Source organism: Microbacterium sp. LMC-P-041 (assembly GCF_030209555.1).
In the GTDB taxonomy this organism is placed as follows: Bacteria; Actinomycetota; Actinomycetes; order Actinomycetales; family Microbacteriaceae; genus Microbacterium.
Map to the genome: position 1 here is coordinate 510,257 of NZ_JARVRV010000001.1, position 22,201 is coordinate 532,457.

Consider the following 22,201-nt stretch of genomic DNA (forward strand, 5'->3'; position numbering starts at 1 on the left):
GGGTTGCGCCTGTGCCGCGCGTTCGGACGCATCCCCATCGATCTGCCAGGGACACCGCGCGGAGGATCGTATGATTGCTCTCGGTGCGCCCGAGACCGTCGGCGCCTCGGAAGGTGGAATCGCGGTGCAACAGGCTCGCACAGCCGACGACCAGAGAATGACGACTCCTGGCGCGAATCGAGGGCTCCTCGAGGTCTTCCGGCAACGGCATCTCCTCTCGCTCATCGTGCGCAAGGAAGTCCAGATCCGGTATCGGGGTTCCATCTTCGGCTGGCTGTGGTCGTACGTGAAGCCACTCGTGCAGTTCGTGGTGTTCTTCGTCGCGATCGGCGTGTTCCTCGGCCTGAACGACCGCGTCGACTACTTCCCGATCTATCTGCTCTCGGGCATCACCGTCGTCACCTTCTTCAACGAGGCGTTCTCCAACGGCACCCGGTCCCTGGTCGACAACGCGGCGCTCATCAAGAAGATCTACCTGCCTCGCGAGATGTTCCCGATCGCCAGCATGATGATCGCCGCCGTGAACACGGTGCCGCAGATCATCGTCGTGATCGCCATCTCGCTGTTCTTCGGGTGGGCGCCCACCTTCGCCTCGCTCGGCGCCATCCTTCTCGCACTCGTCATCATCGCCGTGCTCGCCAGTGGCCTCGGGCTCTTCTTCGGGTCGATCAACGTGACGTTCCGCGATGCGCAGAGCTTCGTCGAGATCATCGTGATGGTCGCGATCTGGGCCTCCCCCGTGATGTACGAGTGGACGCAGGTCGCCAATGTCGTACCCGACTGGCTCTTCGTCCTCTATCGACTGAACCCCATCACCGCCGCCGTGGAGCTCTTCCACTACGGCGTCTGGTTCCCGCTCGGGCCTGACGCGTCCCCGCTCCCCGACCTGTGGATGTACGGGCTCATCGCCCTCGTGACGTCTCTCATCGCGCTGGTCATCGGCCAGCTCGTCTTCCGCCGACTGGAGGGCCGCTTTGCCCAAGATCTCTGATGCGCAGCCACTTCCGCGGATCATCATCGACGACGTCCACAAGACCTTCAAGCTCCGGCACACGCATTCGATCAAGGAGACGGCTCTCGCCGCGATCCGTCGCAAGCCGCTGACGACCGACTTCCACGCCCTGGACGGCGTGTCGTTCGACATCCAGCAGGGCGAGTCCGTCGCCCTCCTCGGTTTCAACGGATCGGGCAAGTCGACGATGCTCAAGCTGATCTCGGGTGTTCTCGAGCCCGATGCCGGCACCGTGCTCACTCGCGGCCGCATCGCCGGCCTGATCGAGGTCGGCGCGGGGTTCCACCCCGATCTGTCCGGACGCGAGAACATCTTCCTCAACGCCGCGATCCTCGGCATGAGCAAGAAGGAGACCGAGGCTCGGTACGACGAGATCGTCGCGTTCAGCGAGATCGAGCAGTTCATCGACACCGAGGTGAAGCACTATTCGTCCGGCATGTTCCTCAGACTCGCGTTCTCCGTGGCGATCCACACCGAGATGGACGTCCTGCTGATCGACGAGATCCTCTCGGTCGGCGACGAGCCGTTCCAGAAGAAGTGCCTCGCTCGTGTGCGCGAACTGCACGCTGAGGGGAAGACGCTCGTCGTGGTCAGCCACGACCTCAACATGGTCTCGAACCTGTGCGACCGCGGCATCCTGCTCCAGAAGGGCAAAGTGCGCTTCGATGGACCGAGCGCGGAAGCCGTCGAGGTCATGCGCTCCTGAGAGCCCGCTGACGCTGTCGGCGAGCTCGACGACAGCGGTGCCGGTCGTCTCAGAGATCCGCGTGGAGTCCCCACACACGCTCGGCCGCGCCGAGCCAGGAGAACGACCTCGATCGATCCGCGCCGAGCACGCTCAGACGCCGTGCGCCGTCTCCGACCGCATCGACGACGGCCTCGGCCATCTCGGTCGACGGCACGATCGCGCCCCCGTCAGCGATCACATCCCGATGGACTCCGCTGTCGACGGCGACCACCGGCACACCGAGGGTCATGGCCTCGACCGCACGCCATGGCCACGCAGCGCGTGGGCTGGTCGCGACCAGCGCCGACGCCCCGGCGAAGACGGCCGCCCGATCCTCCGTCGACAGTGCGCCGCGGATGTGGGCCCGCGCTTCAGGCAGCCCTGCGGCCACTGCGACCTCGACGAGTCGCGGTTCTGCCCCTTCCGGAGCGTCGAGCACGACGGCATCCCTGCCGGATGCGACAGCTGCCCGGAAGCCGTGCTCGAGCGACTGCGCCGATCCGGTGAGCAGCACATACCCTTCCGTCAGGGACAGAGCGGCTCGTCGTTCTCGCGCGTCGAGGGGCATCACCAGAGCAGTTGGGGCGGCCCCAGGGATGACGCGGATCCGTCCGCTCAGCTTCGCGATCTCCGCCAGTCGCTCACCGACCGAGTGGGAGGGCACCACGACGGCATCCGCGTGCTTGACGGCTCGCTTCAGCATCGCCCGCTGCCAGGCGACCACGGACTTGGTGAGCGAATCCGGCTCGTCCCACGCCTGCAGATCCCACAGCGTGACTGTCGTCTGATCGAGGTCGTGCAGGCGGTCGTGACGCACCAGCGGAGCCATCAGGGTCGGCGAGTGGATGAGCCCCCCGCCCACCCCGGGGACGATGCCCAACTGCCAGGACGCCGCGAGCTCGCGCCGCGCGAGTGACAGTCTGCGCACGTCGACCAGACCCGGGATCTGCACGTCGACGCCCGACGGGACGATGGCCTCGACCTCGCACCCGGAGGGGGCGGTCGAGATGAGCGCAGCGGTGAGGTCCGACGCCGCTGAGGCGTGGTCCGCGTGCACGACATGCGTCAGCTGATCCAGAACAACACGCAGCCGAGCACCCATGCGACAACAGTAATCGCCCACCCGCCCCGAACCTGGGAGCAGCACCGGGTGCGCGGAGGATTGCGGGGCCGTCCGCCGCCGATATCTCGCTTCGTGCTTGAATGCAGGGGTGAGTGACGGACGTCTGCCTGTGCGTCGTCGATGGTTGCGGTGGACCATCGGCGTGATCGTGACCCTCATCGTGCTCGCGATCGGCTGGGTCGGCATCCGTGGGATCGGTGCTGTGAACGATCTGCAGCAGGTCTCCGCGGCGTCGTCGAAGCTCAAGCAGGCGATCGGGCAGGGCGACCTCGACACGGCCGCGGCGCTCTCTGCGCGCATCGCTCACCACGCGGGGTCCGCGCACGACCTGACATCAGATCCGATCTGGTCAGGCTTCGGTCTGCTGCCCTGGCTCGGACCGAACTTCTCAGCGGTGAGCGACGTCGCCGAGATCGCCGACGACGTCGCGTCGGACGCGCTCGTTCCGGTGCTGGCCGCCGCTGAGGAACTCGATCTGGCGAGTCTGGGCCTCTCGGGCGGCGTCGTGGACCTCACGCCTTTCGCGCAGATCGAGCCCCCGTTGGCTGAGGCGAGTGCCACGCTGACCTCTGCGGAGACGCGAGCGCTCGACATCGACGCGGGCGCGACGATTCCTCCGCTCGCTGATGCCGTGCGAGAGATGCGATCGGCCGTCACGCAGGCTGCCACCGTCGTGGGAGCGCTGCATGGAGCGTCCGCGCTGCTGCCGAGCATGCTCGGCGGAGAGGGTCCCCGCAATTATGTGCTCGCGATGCAGAACAATGCCGAGCTGCGATCGTCCGGCGGAATCATCGGGGCGATCGCCCTGCTGCACGCCGAGAACGGCCGGATCACGCTCGTCCAGCAGGCCTCCACGCAGGACTTCCCGGCCCTCGACACGCCGATCCCGCTCAGCGAATCGACCGTGGCCCTCTTCGAGGACCGCCCCGGTCGATACCTGCAGAACCTGACGAGCATCCCCGACTTCACCGAGGCCGGGCCGGCGATCGCGACGCGCTGGCAGAACCGCTTCGGGCAATCTGTCGACGGCGTCATCGCGGTCGACGCGGTGATGACGGAAGACCTGATCGCAGCCACGGGTCCGCTCGCGTTCGGGCCGTTCAACGCCACGGAGGACACCGTCGTGAACCTGCTGCTCTCAGAGATCTACGCGAGCGTGCCCGACCCGTCCGCGCAGGACGAGGTCTTCTCGCAGGCCGCGGGAGCGCTTCTGTCCGCCGCGCTCACGGAAGCCGCCCCGAAGGATCTCGTCGCCGCCCTCGCGGAGTCTGCCGATGAGCGACGCATCCGCATCTGGAGCGCGCATGAGGATGAGGAGGCGATCCTGTCGGCGTCGACGCTCGGCGGGGCGCTGCCCGAGGACGGCCCCCAGACCCACGTCGGCGTGCTCTTCAACGACACGACCGGCGGGAAGATGGACTTCTACGCGGACGCGGCCATCACGACGTCGATCGGCACGTGCGACGGCGAACCGACCACGCAGGTGACGGTGACCTGGAAGAACGACGCGCCCGCGGACGCCGGGACGGCGCTGCCGCCATACGTGACCGCTAACGGGTTCTACGGAGTACCCGCCGGGTCGACCAGGACCCTGGTCACGGTGTACGGGCCCGAGGGTGCCACCCCCTCCCACATCGACGGCGACGGGGAAGAGATCAGCGTGCAGACGGCTCTGCTCGGCTCCCGCTCCGCCGTTCAGCACGAGGTGCTGCTGGCTCCGGGCGAATCGTCGACGATCACCCTCGAATATCAGGGAACCGGCGCCGGAGAACGACTGACGGTGGTCGATCACACGCCCATGGTCACCACGCCTGACGTGTCCCGCGAACAACTGCGTTGCGCGTCGTGACTTTCCTGTTTCGATGATGTAGGGTCATTCTCACTGGGGAATATCTGAGTTCTGCAATTCTGTCGTGGGGACAGGAAGAGCTCACGCAGTCGGATGCAGGGGTGTATCCGAAGGCGATTCCGCGTGTATTTCTGGGGAGAATCATGCTGAAAAAACTGGCTGCCATCAGCCTTACCGCTGGCGTACTCGTGCTCATGGCACCTGCTGTCGCCTCCGCCTCGCCGGTCGTTCCGACCGAGTCCGACTCGTATGCCGGCACGCCGCGGGTGAGCGTCGATGATCCGATCATCGACATCTGCGAAGTGTCCACCGTCGTCTTCGGCGCAGGCTATTTCCTGCCGTCTGAGAACGTCGGAGTGTCGGTCTCGGGCCTCAACGCGGGCGACTCCGCTGTCTCGGGCAACACGGCCGCGGCGGACGGCAGTCTCGTCGTCACCTTCCGCCCGCCGTCCGACGGCGAGGGTTCCTACGCGCTCGCCTTCGACGGGTCGCGGTCGTACACGGCGACGATCACCGTCTCGCACGGCCACGATTCAGCGGTGAGCTGCGACCACGATCCCGGTGTCGCGGCCGCGGGCACGGAGCTTCCGCTCACCGGCGGCGGGCTCGAGCTCGCCCTCACGGGCGGCAGCGTCTCGCCGTGGGTTCTCGGAGGTGGGGCAGCTGCTCTGGTGGCTGGTGGAGTTCTCGTCGCCACAGGCGTCACGCGCCGTAAGCGCGCCTAGGTCAGGTCCCCGCTTTCAGCGGGAACCGACTGGACGACGGTGATCCCTCCCCCTCCGATCACCGTCGTCTGGTGAATCCGGTCCTGAACCGGAGGCCCACGGCCGCCACCTTCACTCTCAGGTGGCGGCCGTGGGCTCACTCATGTGCACCGGCCGTTCGAGGGAGAACATCCCGATCGACGTCGCCGATCACGGAGTCGGCGTCGGCGTCTCCGTCGGCGGGTGCAGCGTCTGCCGGACCAGCTCGTGGATGTACCCGTAGTCAGGGGTGTGCTCGTCCACCCCGTTGTCAGGAGTGAGCTCGATCGTGGCGACGGTCTGCTCCCGGGCCTTCGTCATCAGGTCGAAGAACTCGGGCAGCTTGTCCTGAGGCAGATCGGTGCTGATCAGCGCGGTACCTGCGGCGGCCACCTCGTTGAAGCGCGTGAGCACCGTCTGCGGGGTGAACTGCGCGAGGATCGCCTCCTGCAGTTCGCGCTGGCGCTTCATCCGATCCCAGTCGCTCGTCGTGTACCGCGATCGCGCATACCACTGCGCCGTGTCACCGTCCATGTGCTGCTCGCCGACCTCGATCCACCCGATCGCCCATGCGTCGACGTCATACGGGTCGGTGCCCTCGGGTGGGCCCCCCTTGGGCAGCCGCTCCGTCACAGTGATGTCCACACCGCCGAGCGCGTCGACGAGCGCAGCGAAGCCGTGCATGTCGACGAAGACGTAGTACGGGATCTCGATGCCGAGAACGCCCTCCGCCGCATCCTTGGTCGCCTCGATGCCGGGATCGGAACCGTGCGATGCGGCGTCCGGGTACAGGCCGGTGCCGTTGTCGTCACGGCAGATCTCTGCGGCATTGCGCACGTGGTTCATCCAGCCGTTCCAGCCGCACGCGCTGGAGCTGTGACCCTCGAAGCCGTTCGGATACAGAGCCTGCATCGGGCTTCCCTCGCTGAAGGGTGCATTGGGCAGCTCGCGCGGGATCCCGGTGATCGTCACGGCGCCGGTGGTCGCGTTCACCGAGACCACCGAGATGCTGTCGAACCTCATCGAGTCTCGGCCCTCGCCGCTGTCCGCTCCGAGCAGCAGGATGTTGTAATACCCCTCGCTCGGCGGCAGGCTGGGCCCGCTCTGTCCGAAGATCGTGCTGATCGTTCCCCGGGCTGTGCCGACGTACGACGCCGCGTATGCCGTTCCGGTTCCGACGAGACCGAGCAGAAGCAGGGCGACGAGTGGGATCGCGAACTTGGACGGGCCCGGGACCCTGACCAGTCGGACGAGCCGCAGCACATCGAAGGTGAGCACCACCCACAGCACGAGGTAGGCGATCAGCAGCACCTGGACGAGAGTCAGGATGACCGCGGAGAACCAGCCTCCGCCGACCGTGAGCCACAGCAGCACAGGACGAGCGAACAGCGCCAGCCCTGCGCCCACGATCACGAGCAGCCATGCAGTCAGCGTCGCCCCGAGACCGAAGCGTCCGAGCCTGCGATTGCCGGCGAGAACCTGGGCAGAACCGGGCACCAGCAGGTTGAGCAGCACCAGCCACCACCCGCGTTTGGTCATCATCCCCGCATCGGCGGTGTTCGGATGCCGGATCGGGCGGCTCTCGATCAGTGGTCGCGCCGTACCTCGCGGCGGCGCAAGGGTCACAGGGACCCCTTCAGCCGATCGTTCTTCTCCTCGACCTGCGCTTCGAGGTCGAGCGCGTAGGCCTCGACACGATCCGCGAGGTCATCGTCGGAGGTGCCGAGGATCCGCGCCGCGAGGATGCCCGCGTTGCGCGCTCCCGCTATCGACACCGTCGCGACCGGGATTCCGGCGGGCATCTGCACGATGGAGAGAAGCGAGTCCATCCCGTCGAGGTACGCGAGCGGAACGGGGACTCCGATGACCGGCAACGCGGTCATCGAGGCCAGCATCCCGGGAAGATGAGCGGCCCCGCCGGCACCTGCGATGATCACACGGATGCCGCGACCGCGCGCTTCCCGCGCGTACTGCATGAGCTTGTCGGGGGTGCGGTGCGCCGAGACGACCTCCACCTCGTGCGGGATAGCGAAGTCGCTCAGCGACTGAGAGGCGTCGCTCATCACGCGCCAGTCGGAGTCGGAACCCATGACGACGCCGACGAGGGGCGCGGTGGAGGAGTGCAGTGGCTCAGTCACCCACTCAGGCTACGGTCTGGTGCTGGGAGAAACCCCGAACGGCACACCCCTGACCGCACGCTCAGTCGAAGTGCGCCGCCGCGGCGCGCGCGACGTACACCGCGTCGTCGAGGTCGTCGCCCGTCACATTGACGTGCCCGACCTTGCGACCCGGTCGCGGGCTCTTTCCGTAGGTGTGGATCTTCGCCGACGGATGCTCGGACATGGCTCCGGCGAAACGGTCGCCGAGCGTGCCGGTCTGCGGCCCTCCGAGGATGTTCACCATCACGGACCACGCCGCCTGAGGCGCGGTGTCGCCGAGGGGCAGGTCCGCGACAGCGCGCAGGTGCTGTTCGAACTGCCCGGTCACTGCGCCGTCCTGGCTCCAGTGGCCGCTGTTGTGCGGACGCATGGCGAGTTCGTTCACGAGGATGCGCTCATCGTCGGTCTCGAAGAGCTCGACCGCGAGCATCCCGGTGACCCCGAGTCCTTCCGCGATCGATCGACCGATCTCCTCGGCGACCCGGACGAGGCGCTCGGCCGCATGAGGCGCCGGCGCGATCACCTCTGCGCACACACCCCCGCGCTGCACCGTCTCGACCACCGGGTAGGCGACGATCTGGCCGCCCGGACGACGAGCCACCTGCTGCGCGAGCTCGCGCACGAATCCGACCAGCTCCTCGACCAGCAGCGCCTCGCCGTCGGCGAGCCCGTCGAACCAGTCCTGAGCCTCGCCGGCCTCTCGGACCACGCGGACTCCCTTGCCGTCGTATCCGCCGCGGGGGGTCTTCACGACACCCTGCCCGTCGTGCTCGTCGAGGAATGCCTGCAGCTCGGAGGAGTCGCGCACCGGCGCCCAGTCCGGCTGAGGAACCCCGAGCTCTTCGAGCCTCGCCCTCATCAGGAGCTTGTCCTGGGCGAACTGCAGGGCGTCCGGCCCCGGGTGCACGGCGACCCCGTCGGCGACCAGTGCCCGCAGCACCTCCTGCGGCACGTGCTCGTGGTCGAAGGTGACGACGTCCACGTCGCGGACGAACGCGCGGACGACCTCGAGGTCGTGGTAGTCGCCGACCGCCGTCGCGGCGAGCTGCGCGGACATCCCCTCGTCCTCAGCGAGCACCCTCAGCTCGAGTCCGAGTTCGACCGCCGGAGCGATCATCATCCGAGCCAGCTGGCCTCCACCGATCACACCAACGCGCAGCGCCATGGGCCGCCTCCATTTCGTCCTGACCATTCTCGCGCATCAGCGCGAGCGCTGTTCACGCGTCCCGCCCGACCCGCCGACGCGGTACCGCGCTCAGAATCCGGCAGTGCCGTCGTGACCTGACTGCGCATCGCGGTGCGCCAGGATCTGGCTCACCTCGATCTGATCGGCCAGTGTCTCGTGCACGAGCGTCACGTTCGGAACATTGGGCAGACGCAACGGCGCATCGACCCCGTTCGAGAGCGTGATCGTTCCGACGCCCCACATCCGCTGGATCATGCCGCGGCGGACGCCGATCGTGTATCCCCGAGCGTGCGACATCTCCCGCCGGTTGCGGGCGCCGACGCCGTGATTGACGATGACCCTCCGCGTGGTGAGAGTCACGGAGCGCGAGTACCAGATGACCCAGGGCACGACGACCAACAGGAGGACGATCGCTCCGGCTGCACTCAGCAGCATCCAGTTCTCGAACGGCGCCGGGAGGTTGTCGTAGAAGAAGGACGTCGCACCGAAGACGGCGATGAGCACGAGCGCCGACCAGAAGAGCCTCCGGGCGTGAGTGCGGAACCGGGCGATGAGCAGCTCTTCCGCGGGCGCACCCGGCGGTGGCATCGTCGGCCTTCCGCCGAGAGTCACGGGCTGAGTCACCCCTCCATTGTGCCCGCAACCGCCGACATCGCGGCTCGCGCGCCGGGCGTGTCAGACTCACGCCGGACGGACGTGCACCACATCTCCGGCAGAGATCGACGTGTCGCCGCCCTCCGCCTGCACGACGAGCCGACCGTCCACGTCGAGTCCGGTGGCTCTTCCGACGAGGACGGAGTCGCCGGGAAGGGAGACCCTGACGTCGAGACCGATCGTGGCGCACCGCTCGGTCGCGGCGTCGTGGAGACCGCTCGAGACGGCGTCGCCCGCTCCCGCGAGCTCGGAGACCAGCTGCTCGAGTGCGCGGAGGTAGGTGGCGAGAAGCCTGTCGGCGTCGGCCTCGACGCCGAGGATCGCGAAGGACGTCGCGGTCGGCACGGGAAGCTCCGACTCTGTCATCGCCGTGTTCACACCGGTTCCGACGACGACGGCATCCTGAGTCGCCTGCGCCAGGATTCCGCAGATCTTGCGACCGTCGACCAAGATGTCGTTCGGCCATTTGACCGCCACGTCGTGGTCGGGAAGCTGTTCGGCGATCGCATCCGCCATCGCCACTCCGGCCGCGAGCGGGATCCAGCCTCGCGAATCCGCCGCCGAGGGCAGCCTCCGCAGCAGCACGGAGACGGCGAGCGATGCGCCAGGTGCGGATGTCCAGGAGCGGCCGAGTCTGCCGCGCCCCGCTGTCTGGTTGTCGGTGAGGACAACGGACAGGTGCGGCGTCGACGGCGAATCGCGCGCTCGCTCGCTCAAGATGTCGTTCGTCGAGCCCGCTTCGGTCAGCACCTCGAGACATGAGGCGACCGCGGCAGTGAGTGGAAGGTCCACGTCAGACCTCCTCTTCGTCGGCCTCTTCGTCGTCATCGTCCTCATCGGTGCGCACTGCCCCGATCTCGTTCGCCTGCCAACGATCCCACTTCTGCATGAGCTGCGCGATCGCGGCGTGGAACTTCTCTGTGGCCACTCCGGGGGTCGTGTCTCCGAAGTAGTGCTGCACCCACATGCGCAGCCTCGCGATGGCGACCTCGTCGGCACGCACGCGTTCCACCTCGGCGACGATGTCACCCGCAGCGCCTGCGTCGAGCCATTCACAGTCCGACAGGTAGCCGTTGGTGTCGATCGATGCCCTCTCGTCGGCCGGCCGTGTGATCATCAGCGGCTTGCCTACTGCGAGGCGGTCGTAGACCATCGCCGAGATGTCGACGATCGCGACATCGGCGGCGGCCAGCTGCCATCCGAGCTCCGCGCCGTCGTCGTAGACGTGCTGTGCGGACGGATCCGCGGCGTTGGCGGCCGCGATGGCGGCGATGATGCGTCGGTGCGCGGCACCGTACGCGTCGTCGATCACGCCGCTTCGCGGGTGCGGGCGGTAGATCACGCGGTGCCTCTCCGCGGCGAGCAGCGTCGTGACGAGGGTCTCGCCGTGGGTGGCGATCGACCCGTAGTGCGCGCTCGGGCGGTCGCCCTCCCACGTCGGGGCGTAGAGCACCACGGTGCGCTCGTCCGGAACGTACGGCAGCGTGCCCGAGTAGTGGTCGGCCTGCGGCCGGCCGATCTCGATCGTCCGTCGATCGATGTCCCAGTCCCAGAGAGTCCGTGACAGGCGGTCACGGGCAGCCTGTCCTGCGACCAGGGCGTAGTCGTACGCCTTGTACTGATTGGTCGTCATGTACATCTTGTCCGACTCGCCGTGATTGATGAACACGTGCCAGCGCCTGCCGTAGCGGAACATCTGGAAGTTGCGGGTGTTCTGATTCACGTAGAGGACGACACGGATGTCCTGCGTGCTGAGGAAGCGTTCGAGATCACGGATCGTCGGGACGAAGGCGACGGGAGGACCGTCCTCGTCGAGCAGCTTGTCGGCGCCCGTCGCCGACCGGGACAGCACGACGACGGGCCAGTGCTTCGACAGCTCCACGAGAGGGCGATACCACTGCCGCATCTGGTACATGTTCACGTCGCCGTCGGCGAAGTACACCGCCACCTGGTAGTGCTCCGGCGGGTGCGGTTCGCGCTCGGCGAGGCGCCGCCGCACTCGCTGCACAGCCTTGCGCGAGGCGAGCGCCCGCTTCAGCAGACGGTAGGCCTTCTTCGCATCGGACACAGCACCCATCCCTCCAGGATACCGAGTGCGGCGGCTCGCCCCGCCTGACGCCTTCCGAGATCACCGGTGCCGGGAATCAGCGAACGCGCGAGAAGCGCATGCCATGATCGTCATGTGCCTGACAACGACATCGCCGCCCCGGAGAACGGAGTGTCTTTCGTCATGCCCGTGCTCAACGAGCGCGCCTATCTGGAGCACGCAGTCGCCTCCGTGCTCCAGCAGGAGCTCACTGTCCCGGCCGAGCTGGTGCTCGCGCTCGGGCCTTCCACCGACGGCACGACGGAGCTCGCCCAACGCCTGGCCGCCGGGGACGCGCGGATCCGGCTCGTCGACAACCCCGCAGCTCACATCCCGGTCGGATTGAACGCCGCGATCCGGGCAAGCCGCTTCGCGACGATCGTCCGCGTCGACGCCCATTCCGAACTCGCTCCGGGCTATGCGGCCCTCGCCCTCGCGACTCTCGAACGCACGGGTGCCGCGAACGTCGGCGGTGTGATGCGCGCTGACGGGCGCACGCCGTTCCAGACCTCCGTCGCGCGCCTCTACAACTCCCCCGTCGGCCTCGGCGGGGGGGCTTACCACGGCGGCACCCACGAGGGCGAGGCCGAATCCGCCTACCTCGGCGTCATGCGTCGGTCGGTGCTCGACGAGGTCGGGCTCTTCGACGAGTCGATCCGCCGCGGAGAGGACTGGGAGCTCAACCTCCGCATCCGCCAGGCAGGACATCTCGTCTGGTTCGATCCCGATCTCTCGGTGACCTACTGGCCTCGCGAGAGCTGGCTGCGGCTCGCCCGTCAGTTCCGGGCCACGGGCGCGTGGCGCGGCGAACTCGTGCGACGATACGGACGCCGCAACGGCATCCGGTACTTCGCTCCCCCGGCGCTCGTCGTCCTCGTCTCGGCCGCTCTCCTCACCGGCGTCCTGCAACTGACCGGCATCCTCTCCGGCGCTCTCTCGCTCGCCGTCGGGGCCGTGGTCTATCTGCCGCTGGTGGCGTATCTGCTGCTCGTGGTGGGCGTCGCCTGCCTCCCCGGCGGTGGCGGGCTGCGCCAGAGACTGTGGACACTGCTGGTTCTGCCCACCATGCACCTCTCCTGGGGCCTCGGCTTCATCGAGGGCGTGCTGCGCGGCGCTCGCGACACGGTCGACGCGTCCCGACTCGGCACCCGCAACACGCCACTCCCCTGACGCGCCGCACCGCCGACCGGCTCACCGTGTGACGTACCCCTGGTCCAGGATCCGCGCGACGACCCGCTCGGCGGAGCGACCGTCATCCCGCGGGTTGAACTGCGCCCGCCAGGCACGATATCGCTCGGCATAGACGTTCCCGTGCTCGCCGTCGGCGAGTGCCGCGACCAGTTCATCCTGCGTGCGGACCAGAGGGCCGGGGGCGCGGGTCTCGAGATCGAAGTAGAACCCACGGAGCTCTCCGCGATAGTGGTCGAGGTCGGGCACGAGGAAGAACATCGGCTTGCCCGTGACACTGAAATCGAACATCACCGAGGAATAGTCGGTGATCAACACGTCGGCGGCGAGCAGAAGCTGCGAGGTCTCGGGGTATCCGGTGACGTCGATCACGCGAGCGCCCGCTCGGTCCCGTCCCGTGTCGATCGTGCGCGAGTGGCCGCGCACGAGCACGACGGAGTCCGTCTGCCTCGCGAGCTCCTCCGCGTCGATGAAGTCGACCATCTCGGGTCGGTCGTCGCGCCAGGTGGGCGCATACAGCAGCACTCGCTCGCCGTCGGCGATGCCCAGGTCCGCGCGGATCGCTGCGGCATCCCCGGTGACCAGAGCGTCGTTCCGCGGATACCCCTCGACCCAGATGGGCCGTCCGAAGAATGCGTACGCCTTGCGGAGAATGCGCTCGGAGTAGGTGTTCTGTGCCAGGAGCACGTCCCAGCGTCGAGACTCCTTGATGACCGCCGCCATCCGTCGAGGAGCGAACCCCGGACGGTGCAGCGCCAGCCGCTTCAGGGGTGTGCCGTGCCAGGTCTGCAGCACCTTCTGGCCGGGCTTGCGGGCGAAGCGACGGCGCAGCCAGTCGTTGACCACGAGCAGGCGGGATGCCGCGCGGGCACGCCACCACTCCGGGCTGCCTTCGACCACCGCGATCGCCCCGTCGGGAACCGCCACCGACAGGTCGACCACACTCCAGTAGCGCGTGACGTCCGGCGCCTGCGCGAACAAGGCGCGGTCGATCGCCTGCGGGTTGCAGCCGACGGCACGTCCGTAGAAGCTCTCGAAGAAGACGGCGTTCTCGGTCGCCCCGGGATGCGCGAGGTAGCGGCCCTCGAGCGTCGCCTGCCCCTCGCTCGTCTCATAGGCGGGATCGATCGGGGCCGCGATGCGCACGGTCGTCCCGTCGACGGCGACGCGCACGCCGGTCAGCACCTCCGCTGCGACGAGGAGATCACCGAGCTCCACGTCGGCAATGTGCAGCTCGTAGTCGCCAGTCGGCAGGGGAAGCTCAGGGCCGCCCCACCGTGCTGCGCGCAGCGGGAACGTCGCCTTCCAGGTCTTGCCTCCGCCGGTGATGCGCGCGGCGACCCGGGCGCGCGGCCCGATCAGCTCGGCGGTGGTGGGGCGCTGGCCGGCGCCTGCGATGACCAGCGTCTCTGCCGCCTCATCGATCCGGGCCGTGGTCATGCTGCTCCCTTCGGCGCGGGGATCCCCCGCGCACGGATTGTCTCGTAGACGCGCCGGGTGTTGCCGCCGTCGCGGAAGGCGTGCATCTCCGCGCTGAGCGTATCCGAACGCTCGGCGCGTGCAGAGAAGAGGTCCTCGTCGTCCAGAAGTGCAGACAGCTGCGGCAAGAGCGAGTCCCAGCCGGTCGCGGCGTCGTCGCCGGCGACGTCCTGGAACCGACCGTAGAAGCCTCTCGTCCGCGCGTAGTCCTCGGCGTCGGGAGCGAGGAACAGCACCGGCATTCTCAAGAGTCCCACGTCGTACGCCATCGAGGAGTAGTCCGTGATGAGCACATCGATCGCCGGCAGCACCGGCGTGACGTCGGTCAGCAGGCCGGAGCCGAGCATCCGCACCCTTCTGCTGGGCAGCGGAGGCGCATACCCGCCCTCTCCGAGCGGGTGGGAGCGAACGAGCAGCACGGCATCCCGCTGCTCGAGCATCTGGATGATCCGCACCCACTGAGTCGCCGACGGGACTGCCGGATCATCGGCTCCGTCGCGCCAGGTCGGGGCGTAGAGGATCGTCCGAGATGCGGTCGGCAATTCGCCGACGACGCGCGCCAGCGCATCGGACGCGGCGGCCCGACGCTCGGTCGGGTCGCCTGCGGACAGCACGTCGACGCGCGGCTCGCCCGTGACGACGACGCGGCCGTCGCCGAGCGCGAAGGCCGACTCGAGCCGACCCCTCGACCGGTGGGATGCGGCCGGGAAGACTCGGATCCGCTGAGCGGCTCGGCGGTACAGGAAGCCGACGAGACGACGCAGCAGCGCCGCACCGGGGACGTCCGGGACCTGCGTGGTCGCGGGTGAGTCCAATCCGATCCGCTTGAGGGGGATGCCGTGCCAGAGCTGCACGACGAAGGCACCGGACACCGCATAGCGGTTGACGTCGCCGAGGCCGTGCGTGACGACGACGACGCGGGCACGCGCCGTCGCCCACCACCCTCGTAGGCTGCCCTTGCGCATCGTGCGGAGGCCGAGCGCCGCGGCATCGCGGTCTTCCCGATCGGAGGACGTGAGCCACACGGTGTCGTGCCCCTCAGCTGCGGCGACACGGTGCAGGGCGAGAGCCCCATCCCCGACGCCTGCACCGCACCCGAACACCCATCGGGCGCCTCGCGGAATCACGAGGGTGCCGGCGCGTCCGGCGAGATAGAGCGGTATCCGAAGCAGCTTGGCCGCATTGCCGGAGCCGAAAGAGAAGGACGCCACCCCGCGAGCCTATCGCGGGGTGGCGTCCTTCTCGGTGAGCACGGTTGCCGGAGTCAGCCGGCGAGGTCGCCCAGGGTCACATCGGCCTCGTATTCCTTGCCGCCACGGATGTACGTGACCTTCGCGTCGCTGCCCCCGGCTGCCGCCCGCACCTGCGCCGTGAGGTCGCTGGCGCTCGTGATGGGCACGCCGTTGAACGCGGTCACGATGTCATCGGCCTTCAGCCCGCCGGCCGCGGCGGCGCCGCCACCGGTGACATCCGCGATGTAGGCACCCGACACGTCGGCATCCTTGACGCTGGCCGCATCCTGCACCGACGCCCCGAGCAGGCCATGGGTGGCTGCGCCGTCGGCGATGATCTCCTCCGACACCCGCTGAGCGATGTTCGCGGGGATGGCGAAGCCGATCCCGATGGATCCCGACTCCTCCGAGCTCCCGGAGCTCGCGATCGCGACGTTGATGCCGATGAGCTCGCCCTTGCTGTTCACGAGCGCGCCGCCGGAGTTGCCGTGGTTGATGGCGGCATCCGTCTGGATCACGGCGATCGAGATCGACTCCGACGTCTGCTGCGAGGTGTTGCCGGGCAGATCGAACTGGAACGGGCCCTCGCCCTCCTCAGGGTCCTGCTGCTCGTTCTGCGGAGCATCTTCCGAGGACGAGTCCGGAAGCGCCGACGACGCGATCTGGATGCTGCGGTTCAGAGCACTGACGATTCCGGTCGTGACCGAGTTCGACAGGCCGAGCGGCGCGCCCAGAGCCACCGCGGTGTCCCCCACGTTGAGCTTGGAGGAGTCTGCGAAGTCGATCGGGGTGAGATCTGTCGCGTCCTCGAGCTTGATGACGGCGAGGTCGTAGATCGGGTCGGTCCCGACGACGGTCGCCGAGAAGATGCGGCCGTCCGACGTGGTGACGCGGATCGTGGGATCGGCGACTGCGCCGCCGAGCGTCACCACGTGAGTGTTCGTGAGCACGTAGCCGTCGTCGCTGATGATGACGCCCGATCCGCTGCCGCCCTGATCGGAGCCGGCCACCTCGATGGTGACGACCGACGGGAGCGCCGCGGTCGCGACGGCCGTCGTCTCGTTGACGGAGCCGGGGTTGTTGACGGTGATGGTCTCGGGACCCTGGGCGACGCCCGTCGAACTCTGGTCGGAGATCCCGTTGAGGATCGCTCCGCCGCCGAAGCCCGCGACACCGCCGACGAGCGCAGCCGCCACGACGATCGCGGCGAACTTCACTCCGGCGCGCGGCTTCTGCTCTTTGACCTTGACGGAGCCGTCGACCGGCTGCCCGGGCTGCGCTCCGGTGTGCAGACCGAACGCCGCACCGGGAGAGGCCGCGGCCGGTCCGCCGACCGGTCCCGATGCGTGGCCAGGGTGGTGTCCCGGCGCTCCGAGGTACTGCTGCGGGACGGTCTGGGCGTCCGGCGCCACCGGGGCGGCCGGCGCCTCGAATGCCGGCGCGGGTGACGATGTGAACGTCGCGGGAACGTGGTGTCCCTGATATGGCCCCGGGGCGGCGACGATGCCGGGGGTCTGAGCGGCGGCATCCGTCGTCGAACGGTCGACGACCTCTGCTGCCTCGGTGGACGGCGCTGCGTCATTCGACGCAGGTGCCGTGTGGTCCTGGGTGCTGTCTTCGTTCATGGTGTGTGCTCCTTCAACAACGCCCTCTCAGAGTGACGCCTGTATCTGTGCGTTTCGTATGGCGAAGATGAGTTTCACCTATGGCCTTAGCCTGTTCTTCATGAGTGTCATCCCCGGCGCATGGCGGCGCACGGCAGCGGGAGCCGGTCTGCTCGCACCAGACGGAACCGTCGCGCCCACCATCTTCGCAGAGATGTCCGCTGCTGCGGCCCGTACCGGTGCGATCAATCTCGGCCAGGGCTTCCCCGACGAGGACGGTCCTGCAGAGGTGCTCGACGCTGCCAGGGACGCGATCTCCCGCGGGGTGAACCAGTACCCGCCCGGAAGAGGGAACCCCGACCTGCTCGCCGCGATCAGCGAACACCAGCGGCGCTTCTACGGGCTCGAGGTCGACCCCTCCACAGAGGTGATCGTGACGGCCGGTGCCACCGAGGCGCTGACCGCGACGCTGCTCGCCCTCATCGAGGGTCCTGACGACGAGGTCGTCGTCTTCGAGCCGTACTACGACTCCTACGCGGCGGCGGTCGCTCTCGCCGGCGCGCGACTGCGCACGGTGCCGTTGCGCGCTCCGGACTTCCAGCCCGATCTCGAGCAGCTGGCGGACGTGGTGTCCGACCGCACGCGCATCATCCTGGTCAATGACCCCCACAACCCCACCGGAGCCGTCTTCGGTCGCGAGGTGCTCTCGGAGGTCGTCCGTCTCGCCGACCTGCACGATGCGATCATCGTCACCGACGAGGTCTACGAGCATCTCGCGTTCGAGATCCCGCACACCCCCGTCGCCACCCTGCCGGGTGCCGCCGAGCGCACGCTCACGATCTCGTCGGCGGGCAAGACGTTCTCCGCGACCGGCTGGAAGATCGGCTGGGTGCACGGCCCCGCCGATCTCATCACCGCTGTGCTGACCGTGAAGCAGTATCTGACATACGTGAACGGCTCGCCGTTCCAGCCGGCGATCGCCGTGGGTCTGCGCCTCGGAGATGCGTTCTTCGCGGGTGCCGCGTCGACGCTGGCGCGCAAGCACGAGATACTCGGCGCCGGCCTGCGCGCCGCCGGGTTCACCGTGCATCCGCCCCAGGGCGGCTATTTCACGGTGGCCGACGCGTCAGCGCTCGGCGGAGCGGATGCCGCGGAGTTCTGCCGCGCACTTCCCGAACGCGCAGGAGTGGTCGCGATCCCGCTGACCGCCTTCGTGTCGCAGTCACGCCGACGCGAGTACGCCGGGCTCGTCCGCTTCGCGGCGTGCAAACGCGTCGAGATCCTGGAGGACGCGGCGACGAGGCTCGCGACGAGCTTCTGAACGCTCTCGTTCAGCGCGGACCGACGGCGTATCGGCGCCCGCGCAGGGACGGGTTCACTGCCCGCACGCGATCGATCGTGCTCCGCTCGACTGTCGCGACCGCGATGCCCTCGTTCGTTCCCACCCCGGCGAGCACGACGCCCTGCGGATCGACGATCTGCGAGTGCCCGACGCCGATCGGGGTCGGGTGGTCGGCGGCGATCACGTACGCGGTGTTCTCGATGGCGCGTGCCGCCAGCAGCGTGGTCCAGTGGTGCTCCTTGAGCGGACCGCGGACCCACTCGGCCGGCACCACCAGGGCGTCGGCGCCGGCATCCATCAGAGTGCGCGACACCTCGGGGAATCGCAGGTCGTAACAGGTCATCAGTCCGAATCGGATGCCCGCGAGCTCGAACGTCGCCGCTCCCCCGACCTCCCCCGCCTCGACCCAGTCGGACTCGGTCTGGCCGAAGGCGTCATACAGGTGCTGCTTGCGATAGGTCGCGAGGATGCCGTCGCCGCGCACCGCGACCACCGTGTTCCTCACATGAGCGGCGTCCGAGGCCTGCTCGGCCAGCCCCGCCACGATCACCACCGCGTAGTCGGAGGCCAGCGCAGTCAGTGTCGACACGAACTCACCATCGAGTGGCTCCGCGTTCTCGGCGAGAGTGGCGTCCATCGGATCCACGAAGTAGCTCGAGTACTCGGGGAACACGACCAGCCTGGCACCGCGTGCGGCGGCCTCCGCCGTCAGCTCCGCGATCCGATCCCGGTTGGCCGCACGGGAGGCGGTGGGGGCGAACTGACAGACGGCGACGGGCACAGCGACGGGCACGGCGGGGGTCTCTGGCATGCTCCCATCCTCTCGCACACGCGTCCTCGCGGCTCGATTCGCGCACTCCTGATTCGCGTGTTAGGCTATTGATCGTGCCGCGGGGTGGAGCAGTTCGGTAGCTCGCCGGGCTCATAACCCGGAGGTCGCAGGTTCAAATCCTGTCCCCGCAACGAGAATGCGACACACGAAAGGCCCCTGATCGGGAGATATTCCGATCAGGGGCCTTTCGCATGTGTACCTCACGCCGGCCTCGCAGCCGAGCGACATCGAGATCGCTCGGCTGCGAAGGATCAGCGGTAGCTGAGTGTGAGCTCAGGACCGGTCGGCTCGACGAACTTGACTCGGACGCTGCCCAGCGCCGCCGCGCCGGCCGCGACGTAGCTCATCACGACGCGGTCCCTGTTCGCGGTTCCGCCGTCCGGCAGGATGAGAACGCGCGCGACCGAGAGCGCGTCCACGAAGTCACCCGCCGAGGCGCCCCCGACCCGGCCCTGTTCCCAGGTGCGGAAGACACTCGCCGCGGGTGAGCTGTCGCGCTGCACTCCCTCGGAGATGGTGGTGCGCGCCATCTCGTCGAGGAAGGCGAGATTGTCGAGAACCATATCGACGTCGTTGAGGACGGACTCGTCGAAGCGGTCCGGATAGTCGATCTCGATGCGCACCTGCACATCGTCTCCGTCGAACGGCACCGAGCCGTTCATCGCGCCTCCTCCGGTTCCGCCGTCGAGGGTGATCTGTCCGAGATGACGGCTTTCCATCAGCTCACACCCCCAGATTCGCGCTGAGGATCTCTTCGGCAAGGAGGCGCGAGACCTCCTGCGAAGCCGCGGAATCCGACGAGAAGAAGTCCTCGACAGTCGCGTCGAACAGCTGATGCCCTCGGGCATACTCGGCCACGGTGAGGGCCAGGCAGCGCGCCGTCAGCGCGTAGAGGTCGCTCGCCGCGTAATGCGTGCCGTTCGACGAGCGCCCGACACCGGCGCCGCGGGGAGTCGGGTTCGACGCCGGCGCGCTCCCGAGCGCCGCTGCGGCACTGGCGAGCTCCGTATCGATCCGGCCCATGCTGTTCGACACCACGGTCGCATTGCTCCTGTCCATGCTCATCGTGCCGTCACCGACCGGGTACGGGCCGAGAGCGAACGCGTCCAGATTGTAGGTGGCGTTGTCGGAGCGGATGATGCTCGCGGCTTCGGTCATCGCGTCGTTGAGCTCGTTCTCCTGCTTCTCGAGCGCCTTATCGAGATTGCCGAGCGCCTCGTCGAGAGACGACAGGATGTCGGAATAGGTGTTGCCCTCGATGACGACGTTGCGGGCGATCCCCTGCACGGCGCTGCTGGCCGCGCCGGCGATTCCCGAGAGCACGGCTGCTGCGGCCACCGTGCCCGTGCCGGCCGTCACGATCGCGGATACGACGCCCGCCACCGCTCCGACGACGGTCAGCACGAGCGTCCCGTTGGCCGCAGCGGCGTTCCCCGCCTTCTGGTCCCAGGCGGCGCGAGCGCTGTCGCAGATCGACACGACGTCCTGTCGCGCGGCGGGCCACATGGCGGCCTGAGCGCTGTAGTTGAGCTGGAGGATCACGCATGCGTCCCCCAGGCCGTGGGTGACGGACTGGAACTGGATGTAGTACTTGTCGATGAACGCGGGCTTGAAGCTGCCCTCGATCTTGTTCGCCATCATCTCGTGCACCGAGTCATTGGCTGTGCCGATCGCACCGGTGTTCTGCACCGACGCACCCGCGCCCGAGGTGCCGAGGATCGCGGCTGCCGCCGAGGTCGCACTCGCCGGCGCCTCGCAGGCGTCCCCGCCGTCCGGCAGATCAAGCCACTTCGACACGCGGGCATCGATCGCGGCCCGGATGTCGTCGAAAGCCGGTGCGACCGAGTGGTTCACGCCGTTGCCGTCGCCCCCACCCTCGCCTGCGGCATTCGGCCGGTTGTAGAAGTTGAGCATGAAGCCCCACTTCGCGTAGATCTGGTCATTTCCCCAGTTCGGGTGAAAGCCCTGGTCCGCCATGAAACAGTCGATCGCGGCGCGCTTCATCTTGCCGATGATGTCCGGCAACTCCGAATAGTCAGGCATATCTCGATCCCCTCCAGTCTCGATTTCCGTCAAGTGCCGCCCGGACATCTCTCGACGCGTCGGGACGGCTCCACCGAGAGACTAATCGATTCCCGGACTCCTTCGCTCGCGACAGGACGACACCCGCATCGCCCGCGGATCCACTCGTTAGACTGTCCCACCGAACGGCGCGACCGTCGACGGCGGCGCGGTCGGTGGAAACAATGACCCGGAGGTCCATCATGACGCAGACTCCCGACAGCGCCGCGCGGAAACGTCCCGCGCTCGCATCAGGCTCATCGCGGCGCGCGATCGTCAGCCTCTGGATCGGCGCCGTGGCTCTGCTGATCTCCGTCGCATTGATCGTGCTCCTCGTGCCCGTACCGGCCCTGCTCCCGGTCGCAGCAGCCGCCGCGCTGCTGGCGATCGTCGCTCTCCTGCTGGGCGGTCGAGCGAGACGCTCCGCGGTCGCTCGCACGGGAACGGCGGCCGTCGTCGTCGCAGCGGTCGCCCTCATGGTCGATCTCATTCTCGTCGTCGTGATGGCAGTCGGCGTCCTCGCCGGCAACGGCCTCAACCACGTCGAGGTGCGCGCCACGGGCGGACCCACATTCACGGTCTCCTTCGCCGATGACACACAGGCGTACGACGAGGAGTGGGCTTCCAGCGGCTGGAAGCAGTACACGACGACCGGCGATTCGGCGGAGATCGTCGTCACCGCCCCGGACGACGACACGGACTCGACCGTGAGCTGTCAGATTCTGTGGAACGACGAGCTGGTCGTCGAGCAGAGCGGCACGGGCTCCGTGACCTGCCGCTACGACGCGGACTGACCGACCGGACTGATCGGCGCGGACGGATCGCGGCGGCGTCAGCGGACTGCTCGTCGCGCCCGGCACCTGCCTCCGCGGGCGTCGGCAGAAACGGACGATGCCGCCCCTCGCGAACGAGGGACGGCATCGT

The 22,201-nt window shown here is 68.2% G+C and carries 20 protein-coding genes and 1 tRNA gene; 8 read left to right on the top strand and 13 right to left on the bottom strand.

What is annotated here, in order from left to right; genetic code table 11:
• Positions 1-70: 70 nt before the first annotated feature.
• Positions 71-991, top strand: a complete 921-nt coding sequence (locus tag QRN21_RS02485) for an ABC transporter permease (RefSeq protein ID WP_502883080.1) — start codon at positions 71-73, stop codon at positions 989-991.
• Positions 975-1,718, top strand: coding sequence for an ABC transporter ATP-binding protein (locus QRN21_RS02490; RefSeq protein WP_053095621.1), 744 nt, complete (start codon positions 975-977; stop codon positions 1,716-1,718). Before QRN21_RS02485 ends, QRN21_RS02490 begins: the two co-directional genes overlap by 17 nt.
• Positions 1,719-1,767: 49 nt before the next feature.
• On the opposite strand, the gene QRN21_RS02495 is transcribed toward QRN21_RS02490, so the two are convergent.
• Positions 1,768-2,841 (bottom strand): glycosyltransferase, encoded by a 1,074-nt coding sequence (locus tag QRN21_RS02495; protein WP_285363055.1) that lies wholly within the window; start codon positions 2,839-2,841, stop codon positions 1,768-1,770.
• A gap of 109 nt (positions 2,842-2,950) precedes the next feature.
• On the opposite strand from QRN21_RS02495, the gene QRN21_RS02500 reads away from it, so the two are divergent.
• A complete protein-coding gene (locus QRN21_RS02500) occupies positions 2,951-4,711 on the top strand; it encodes a DUF4012 domain-containing protein (protein ID WP_285363056.1) in 1,761 nt (586 codons plus the stop codon).
• A gap of 194 nt (positions 4,712-4,905) precedes the next feature.
• Positions 4,906-5,436 (top strand): LAVTG motif-containing sortase-dependent surface protein, encoded by a 531-nt coding sequence (locus tag QRN21_RS02505; protein WP_285363057.1) that lies wholly within the window; start codon positions 4,906-4,908, stop codon positions 5,434-5,436.
• 189 nt (positions 5,437-5,625) lie between these two features.
• Here the strand turns inward: QRN21_RS02505 and QRN21_RS02510 are convergent, their stop codons facing one another.
• The 6 genes from QRN21_RS02510 to QRN21_RS02535 form a co-directional block, all read right to left on the bottom strand.
• On the bottom strand, positions 5,626-6,996 hold the full coding sequence (locus tag QRN21_RS02510; protein ID WP_222839157.1) for an LCP family glycopolymer transferase: 1,371 nt from the start codon (positions 6,994-6,996) through the stop codon (positions 5,626-5,628).
• 80 nt (positions 6,997-7,076) lie between these two features.
• On the bottom strand, positions 7,077-7,544 hold the full coding sequence (purE, locus tag QRN21_RS02515; protein WP_053099056.1) for a 5-(carboxyamino)imidazole ribonucleotide mutase: 468 nt from the start codon (positions 7,542-7,544) through the stop codon (positions 7,077-7,079).
• A 109-nt stretch (positions 7,545-7,653) separates the two neighbouring features.
• Positions 7,654-8,778 (bottom strand): 5-(carboxyamino)imidazole ribonucleotide synthase, encoded by a 1,125-nt coding sequence (locus QRN21_RS02520; protein WP_053095616.1) that lies wholly within the window; start codon positions 8,776-8,778, stop codon positions 7,654-7,656.
• A 90-nt stretch (positions 8,779-8,868) separates the two neighbouring features.
• Complete coding sequence (locus QRN21_RS02525) at positions 8,869-9,423, bottom strand: PH domain-containing protein (protein WP_053095615.1); 555 nt, start codon at positions 9,421-9,423, stop codon at positions 8,869-8,871.
• Positions 9,424-9,480: 57 nt separating this feature from the next.
• Positions 9,481-10,245 (bottom strand): biotin--[acetyl-CoA-carboxylase] ligase, encoded by a 765-nt coding sequence (locus tag QRN21_RS02530; protein ID WP_285363058.1) that lies wholly within the window; start codon positions 10,243-10,245, stop codon positions 9,481-9,483.
• 1 nt (position 10,246) lies between these two features.
• Entirely contained in the window at positions 10,247-11,530 is a 1,284-nt protein-coding gene (locus tag QRN21_RS02535; RefSeq protein ID WP_285363059.1) for a CDP-glycerol glycerophosphotransferase family protein, read from the bottom strand.
• Between the two features lie 153 nt (positions 11,531-11,683).
• Between QRN21_RS02535 and QRN21_RS02540 the strand changes: the two genes are divergently transcribed.
• Positions 11,684-12,709: a glycosyltransferase family 2 protein gene (locus QRN21_RS02540; protein WP_285363179.1), complete on the top strand. Its 1,026-nt coding sequence runs from the start codon at positions 11,684-11,686 to the stop codon at positions 12,707-12,709.
• Between the two features lie 21 nt (positions 12,710-12,730).
• Here the strand turns inward: QRN21_RS02540 and QRN21_RS02545 are convergent, their stop codons facing one another.
• The 3 genes from QRN21_RS02545 to QRN21_RS02555 are packed head-to-tail and all read right to left on the bottom strand — an operon-like array spanning position 12,731 to position 17,063.
• Positions 12,731-14,167, bottom strand: a complete 1,437-nt coding sequence (locus tag QRN21_RS02545) for a CDP-glycerol glycerophosphotransferase family protein (protein WP_285363060.1) — start codon at positions 14,165-14,167, stop codon at positions 12,731-12,733.
• Positions 14,164-15,417, bottom strand: coding sequence for a CDP-glycerol glycerophosphotransferase family protein (locus QRN21_RS02550; protein WP_285363061.1), 1,254 nt, complete (start codon positions 15,415-15,417; stop codon positions 14,164-14,166). Before QRN21_RS02550 ends, QRN21_RS02545 begins: the two co-directional genes overlap by 4 nt.
• 53 nt (positions 15,418-15,470) lie before the next feature.
• Positions 15,471-17,063 (bottom strand): S1C family serine protease, encoded by a 1,593-nt coding sequence (locus QRN21_RS02555; protein ID WP_285363062.1) that lies wholly within the window; start codon positions 17,061-17,063, stop codon positions 15,471-15,473.
• Between the two features lie 100 nt (positions 17,064-17,163).
• Between QRN21_RS02555 and QRN21_RS02560 the strand changes: the two genes are divergently transcribed.
• On the top strand, positions 17,164-18,363 hold the full coding sequence (locus tag QRN21_RS02560; RefSeq protein ID WP_285363063.1) for an aminotransferase class I/II-fold pyridoxal phosphate-dependent enzyme: 1,200 nt from the start codon (positions 17,164-17,166) through the stop codon (positions 18,361-18,363).
• A gap of 10 nt (positions 18,364-18,373) precedes the next feature.
• Here the strand turns inward: QRN21_RS02560 and QRN21_RS02565 are convergent, their stop codons facing one another.
• Positions 18,374-19,195 (bottom strand): carbon-nitrogen hydrolase family protein, encoded by an 822-nt coding sequence (locus QRN21_RS02565; RefSeq protein ID WP_056278131.1) that lies wholly within the window; start codon positions 19,193-19,195, stop codon positions 18,374-18,376.
• A 78-nt stretch (positions 19,196-19,273) separates the two neighbouring features.
• On the opposite strand from QRN21_RS02565, the gene QRN21_RS02570 reads away from it, so the two are divergent.
• Positions 19,274-19,347, top strand: a tRNA-Met gene (locus QRN21_RS02570).
• A gap of 120 nt (positions 19,348-19,467) precedes the next feature.
• Here the strand turns inward: QRN21_RS02570 and QRN21_RS02575 are convergent.
• Together QRN21_RS02575 and QRN21_RS02580 are read right to left on the bottom strand one after the other, a co-directional pair.
• On the bottom strand, positions 19,468-19,935 hold the full coding sequence (locus QRN21_RS02575) for a hypothetical protein (protein ID WP_053095607.1): 468 nt from the start codon (positions 19,933-19,935) through the stop codon (positions 19,468-19,470).
• A gap of 4 nt (positions 19,936-19,939) precedes the next feature.
• On the bottom strand, positions 19,940-21,259 hold the full coding sequence (locus tag QRN21_RS02580; RefSeq protein ID WP_053095606.1) for a hypothetical protein: 1,320 nt from the start codon (positions 21,257-21,259) through the stop codon (positions 19,940-19,942).
• Between the two features lie 221 nt (positions 21,260-21,480).
• Between QRN21_RS02580 and QRN21_RS02585 the strand changes: the two genes are divergently transcribed.
• The gene (locus QRN21_RS02585; protein WP_056278129.1) at positions 21,481-22,071 is read left to right on the top strand and encodes a hypothetical protein; all 591 of its coding nucleotides are present in this window, start codon (positions 21,481-21,483) and stop codon (positions 22,069-22,071) included.
• The last annotated feature ends 130 nt before the right edge of the window (positions 22,072-22,201 follow it).

What these genes read in the sequence shown, in the direction of transcription:
- QRN21_RS02485 (WP_502883080.1), top strand. Translation starts at nt 71, where the DNA reads ATGATTGCTCTCGGTGCGCCCGAGACCGTCGGCGCCTCGGAAGGTGGA.
- QRN21_RS02495 (WP_285363055.1), bottom strand. Translation starts at nt 2,841, where the DNA reads ATGGGTGCTCGGCTGCGTGTTGTTCTGGATCAGCTGACGCATGTCGTG.
- QRN21_RS02505 (WP_285363057.1), top strand. Translation starts at nt 4,906, where the DNA reads ATGGCACCTGCTGTCGCCTCCGCCTCGCCGGTCGTTCCGACCGAGTCC.
- QRN21_RS02510 (WP_222839157.1), bottom strand. Translation starts at nt 6,996, where the DNA reads ATGATGACCAAACGCGGGTGGTGGCTGGTGCTGCTCAACCTGCTGGTG.
- purE (WP_053099056.1), bottom strand. Translation starts at nt 7,544, where the DNA reads ATGGGTTCCGACTCCGACTGGCGCGTGATGAGCGACGCCTCTCAGTCG.
- QRN21_RS02520 (WP_053095616.1), bottom strand. Translation starts at nt 8,778, where the DNA reads ATGGCGCTGCGCGTTGGTGTGATCGGTGGAGGCCAGCTGGCTCGGATG.
- QRN21_RS02535 (WP_285363059.1), bottom strand. Translation starts at nt 11,530, where the DNA reads ATGGGTGCTGTGTCCGATGCGAAGAAGGCCTACCGTCTGCTGAAGCGG.
- QRN21_RS02540 (WP_285363179.1), top strand. Translation starts at nt 11,684, where the DNA reads ATGCCCGTGCTCAACGAGCGCGCCTATCTGGAGCACGCAGTCGCCTCC.
- QRN21_RS02545 (WP_285363060.1), bottom strand. Translation starts at nt 14,167, where the DNA reads ATGACCACGGCCCGGATCGATGAGGCGGCAGAGACGCTGGTCATCGCA.
- QRN21_RS02555 (WP_285363062.1), bottom strand. Translation starts at nt 17,063, where the DNA reads ATGAACGAAGACAGCACCCAGGACCACACGGCACCTGCGTCGAATGAC.
- QRN21_RS02560 (WP_285363063.1), top strand. Translation starts at nt 17,164, where the DNA reads ATGAGTGTCATCCCCGGCGCATGGCGGCGCACGGCAGCGGGAGCCGGT.
- QRN21_RS02565 (WP_056278131.1), bottom strand. Translation starts at nt 19,195, where the DNA reads ATGCCAGAGACCCCCGCCGTGCCCGTCGCTGTGCCCGTCGCCGTCTGT.
- QRN21_RS02575 (WP_053095607.1), bottom strand. Translation starts at nt 19,935, where the DNA reads ATGGAAAGCCGTCATCTCGGACAGATCACCCTCGACGGCGGAACCGGA.
- QRN21_RS02580 (WP_053095606.1), bottom strand. Translation starts at nt 21,259, where the DNA reads ATGCCTGACTATTCGGAGTTGCCGGACATCATCGGCAAGATGAAGCGC.
- QRN21_RS02585 (WP_056278129.1), top strand. Translation starts at nt 21,481, where the DNA reads ATGACGCAGACTCCCGACAGCGCCGCGCGGAAACGTCCCGCGCTCGCA.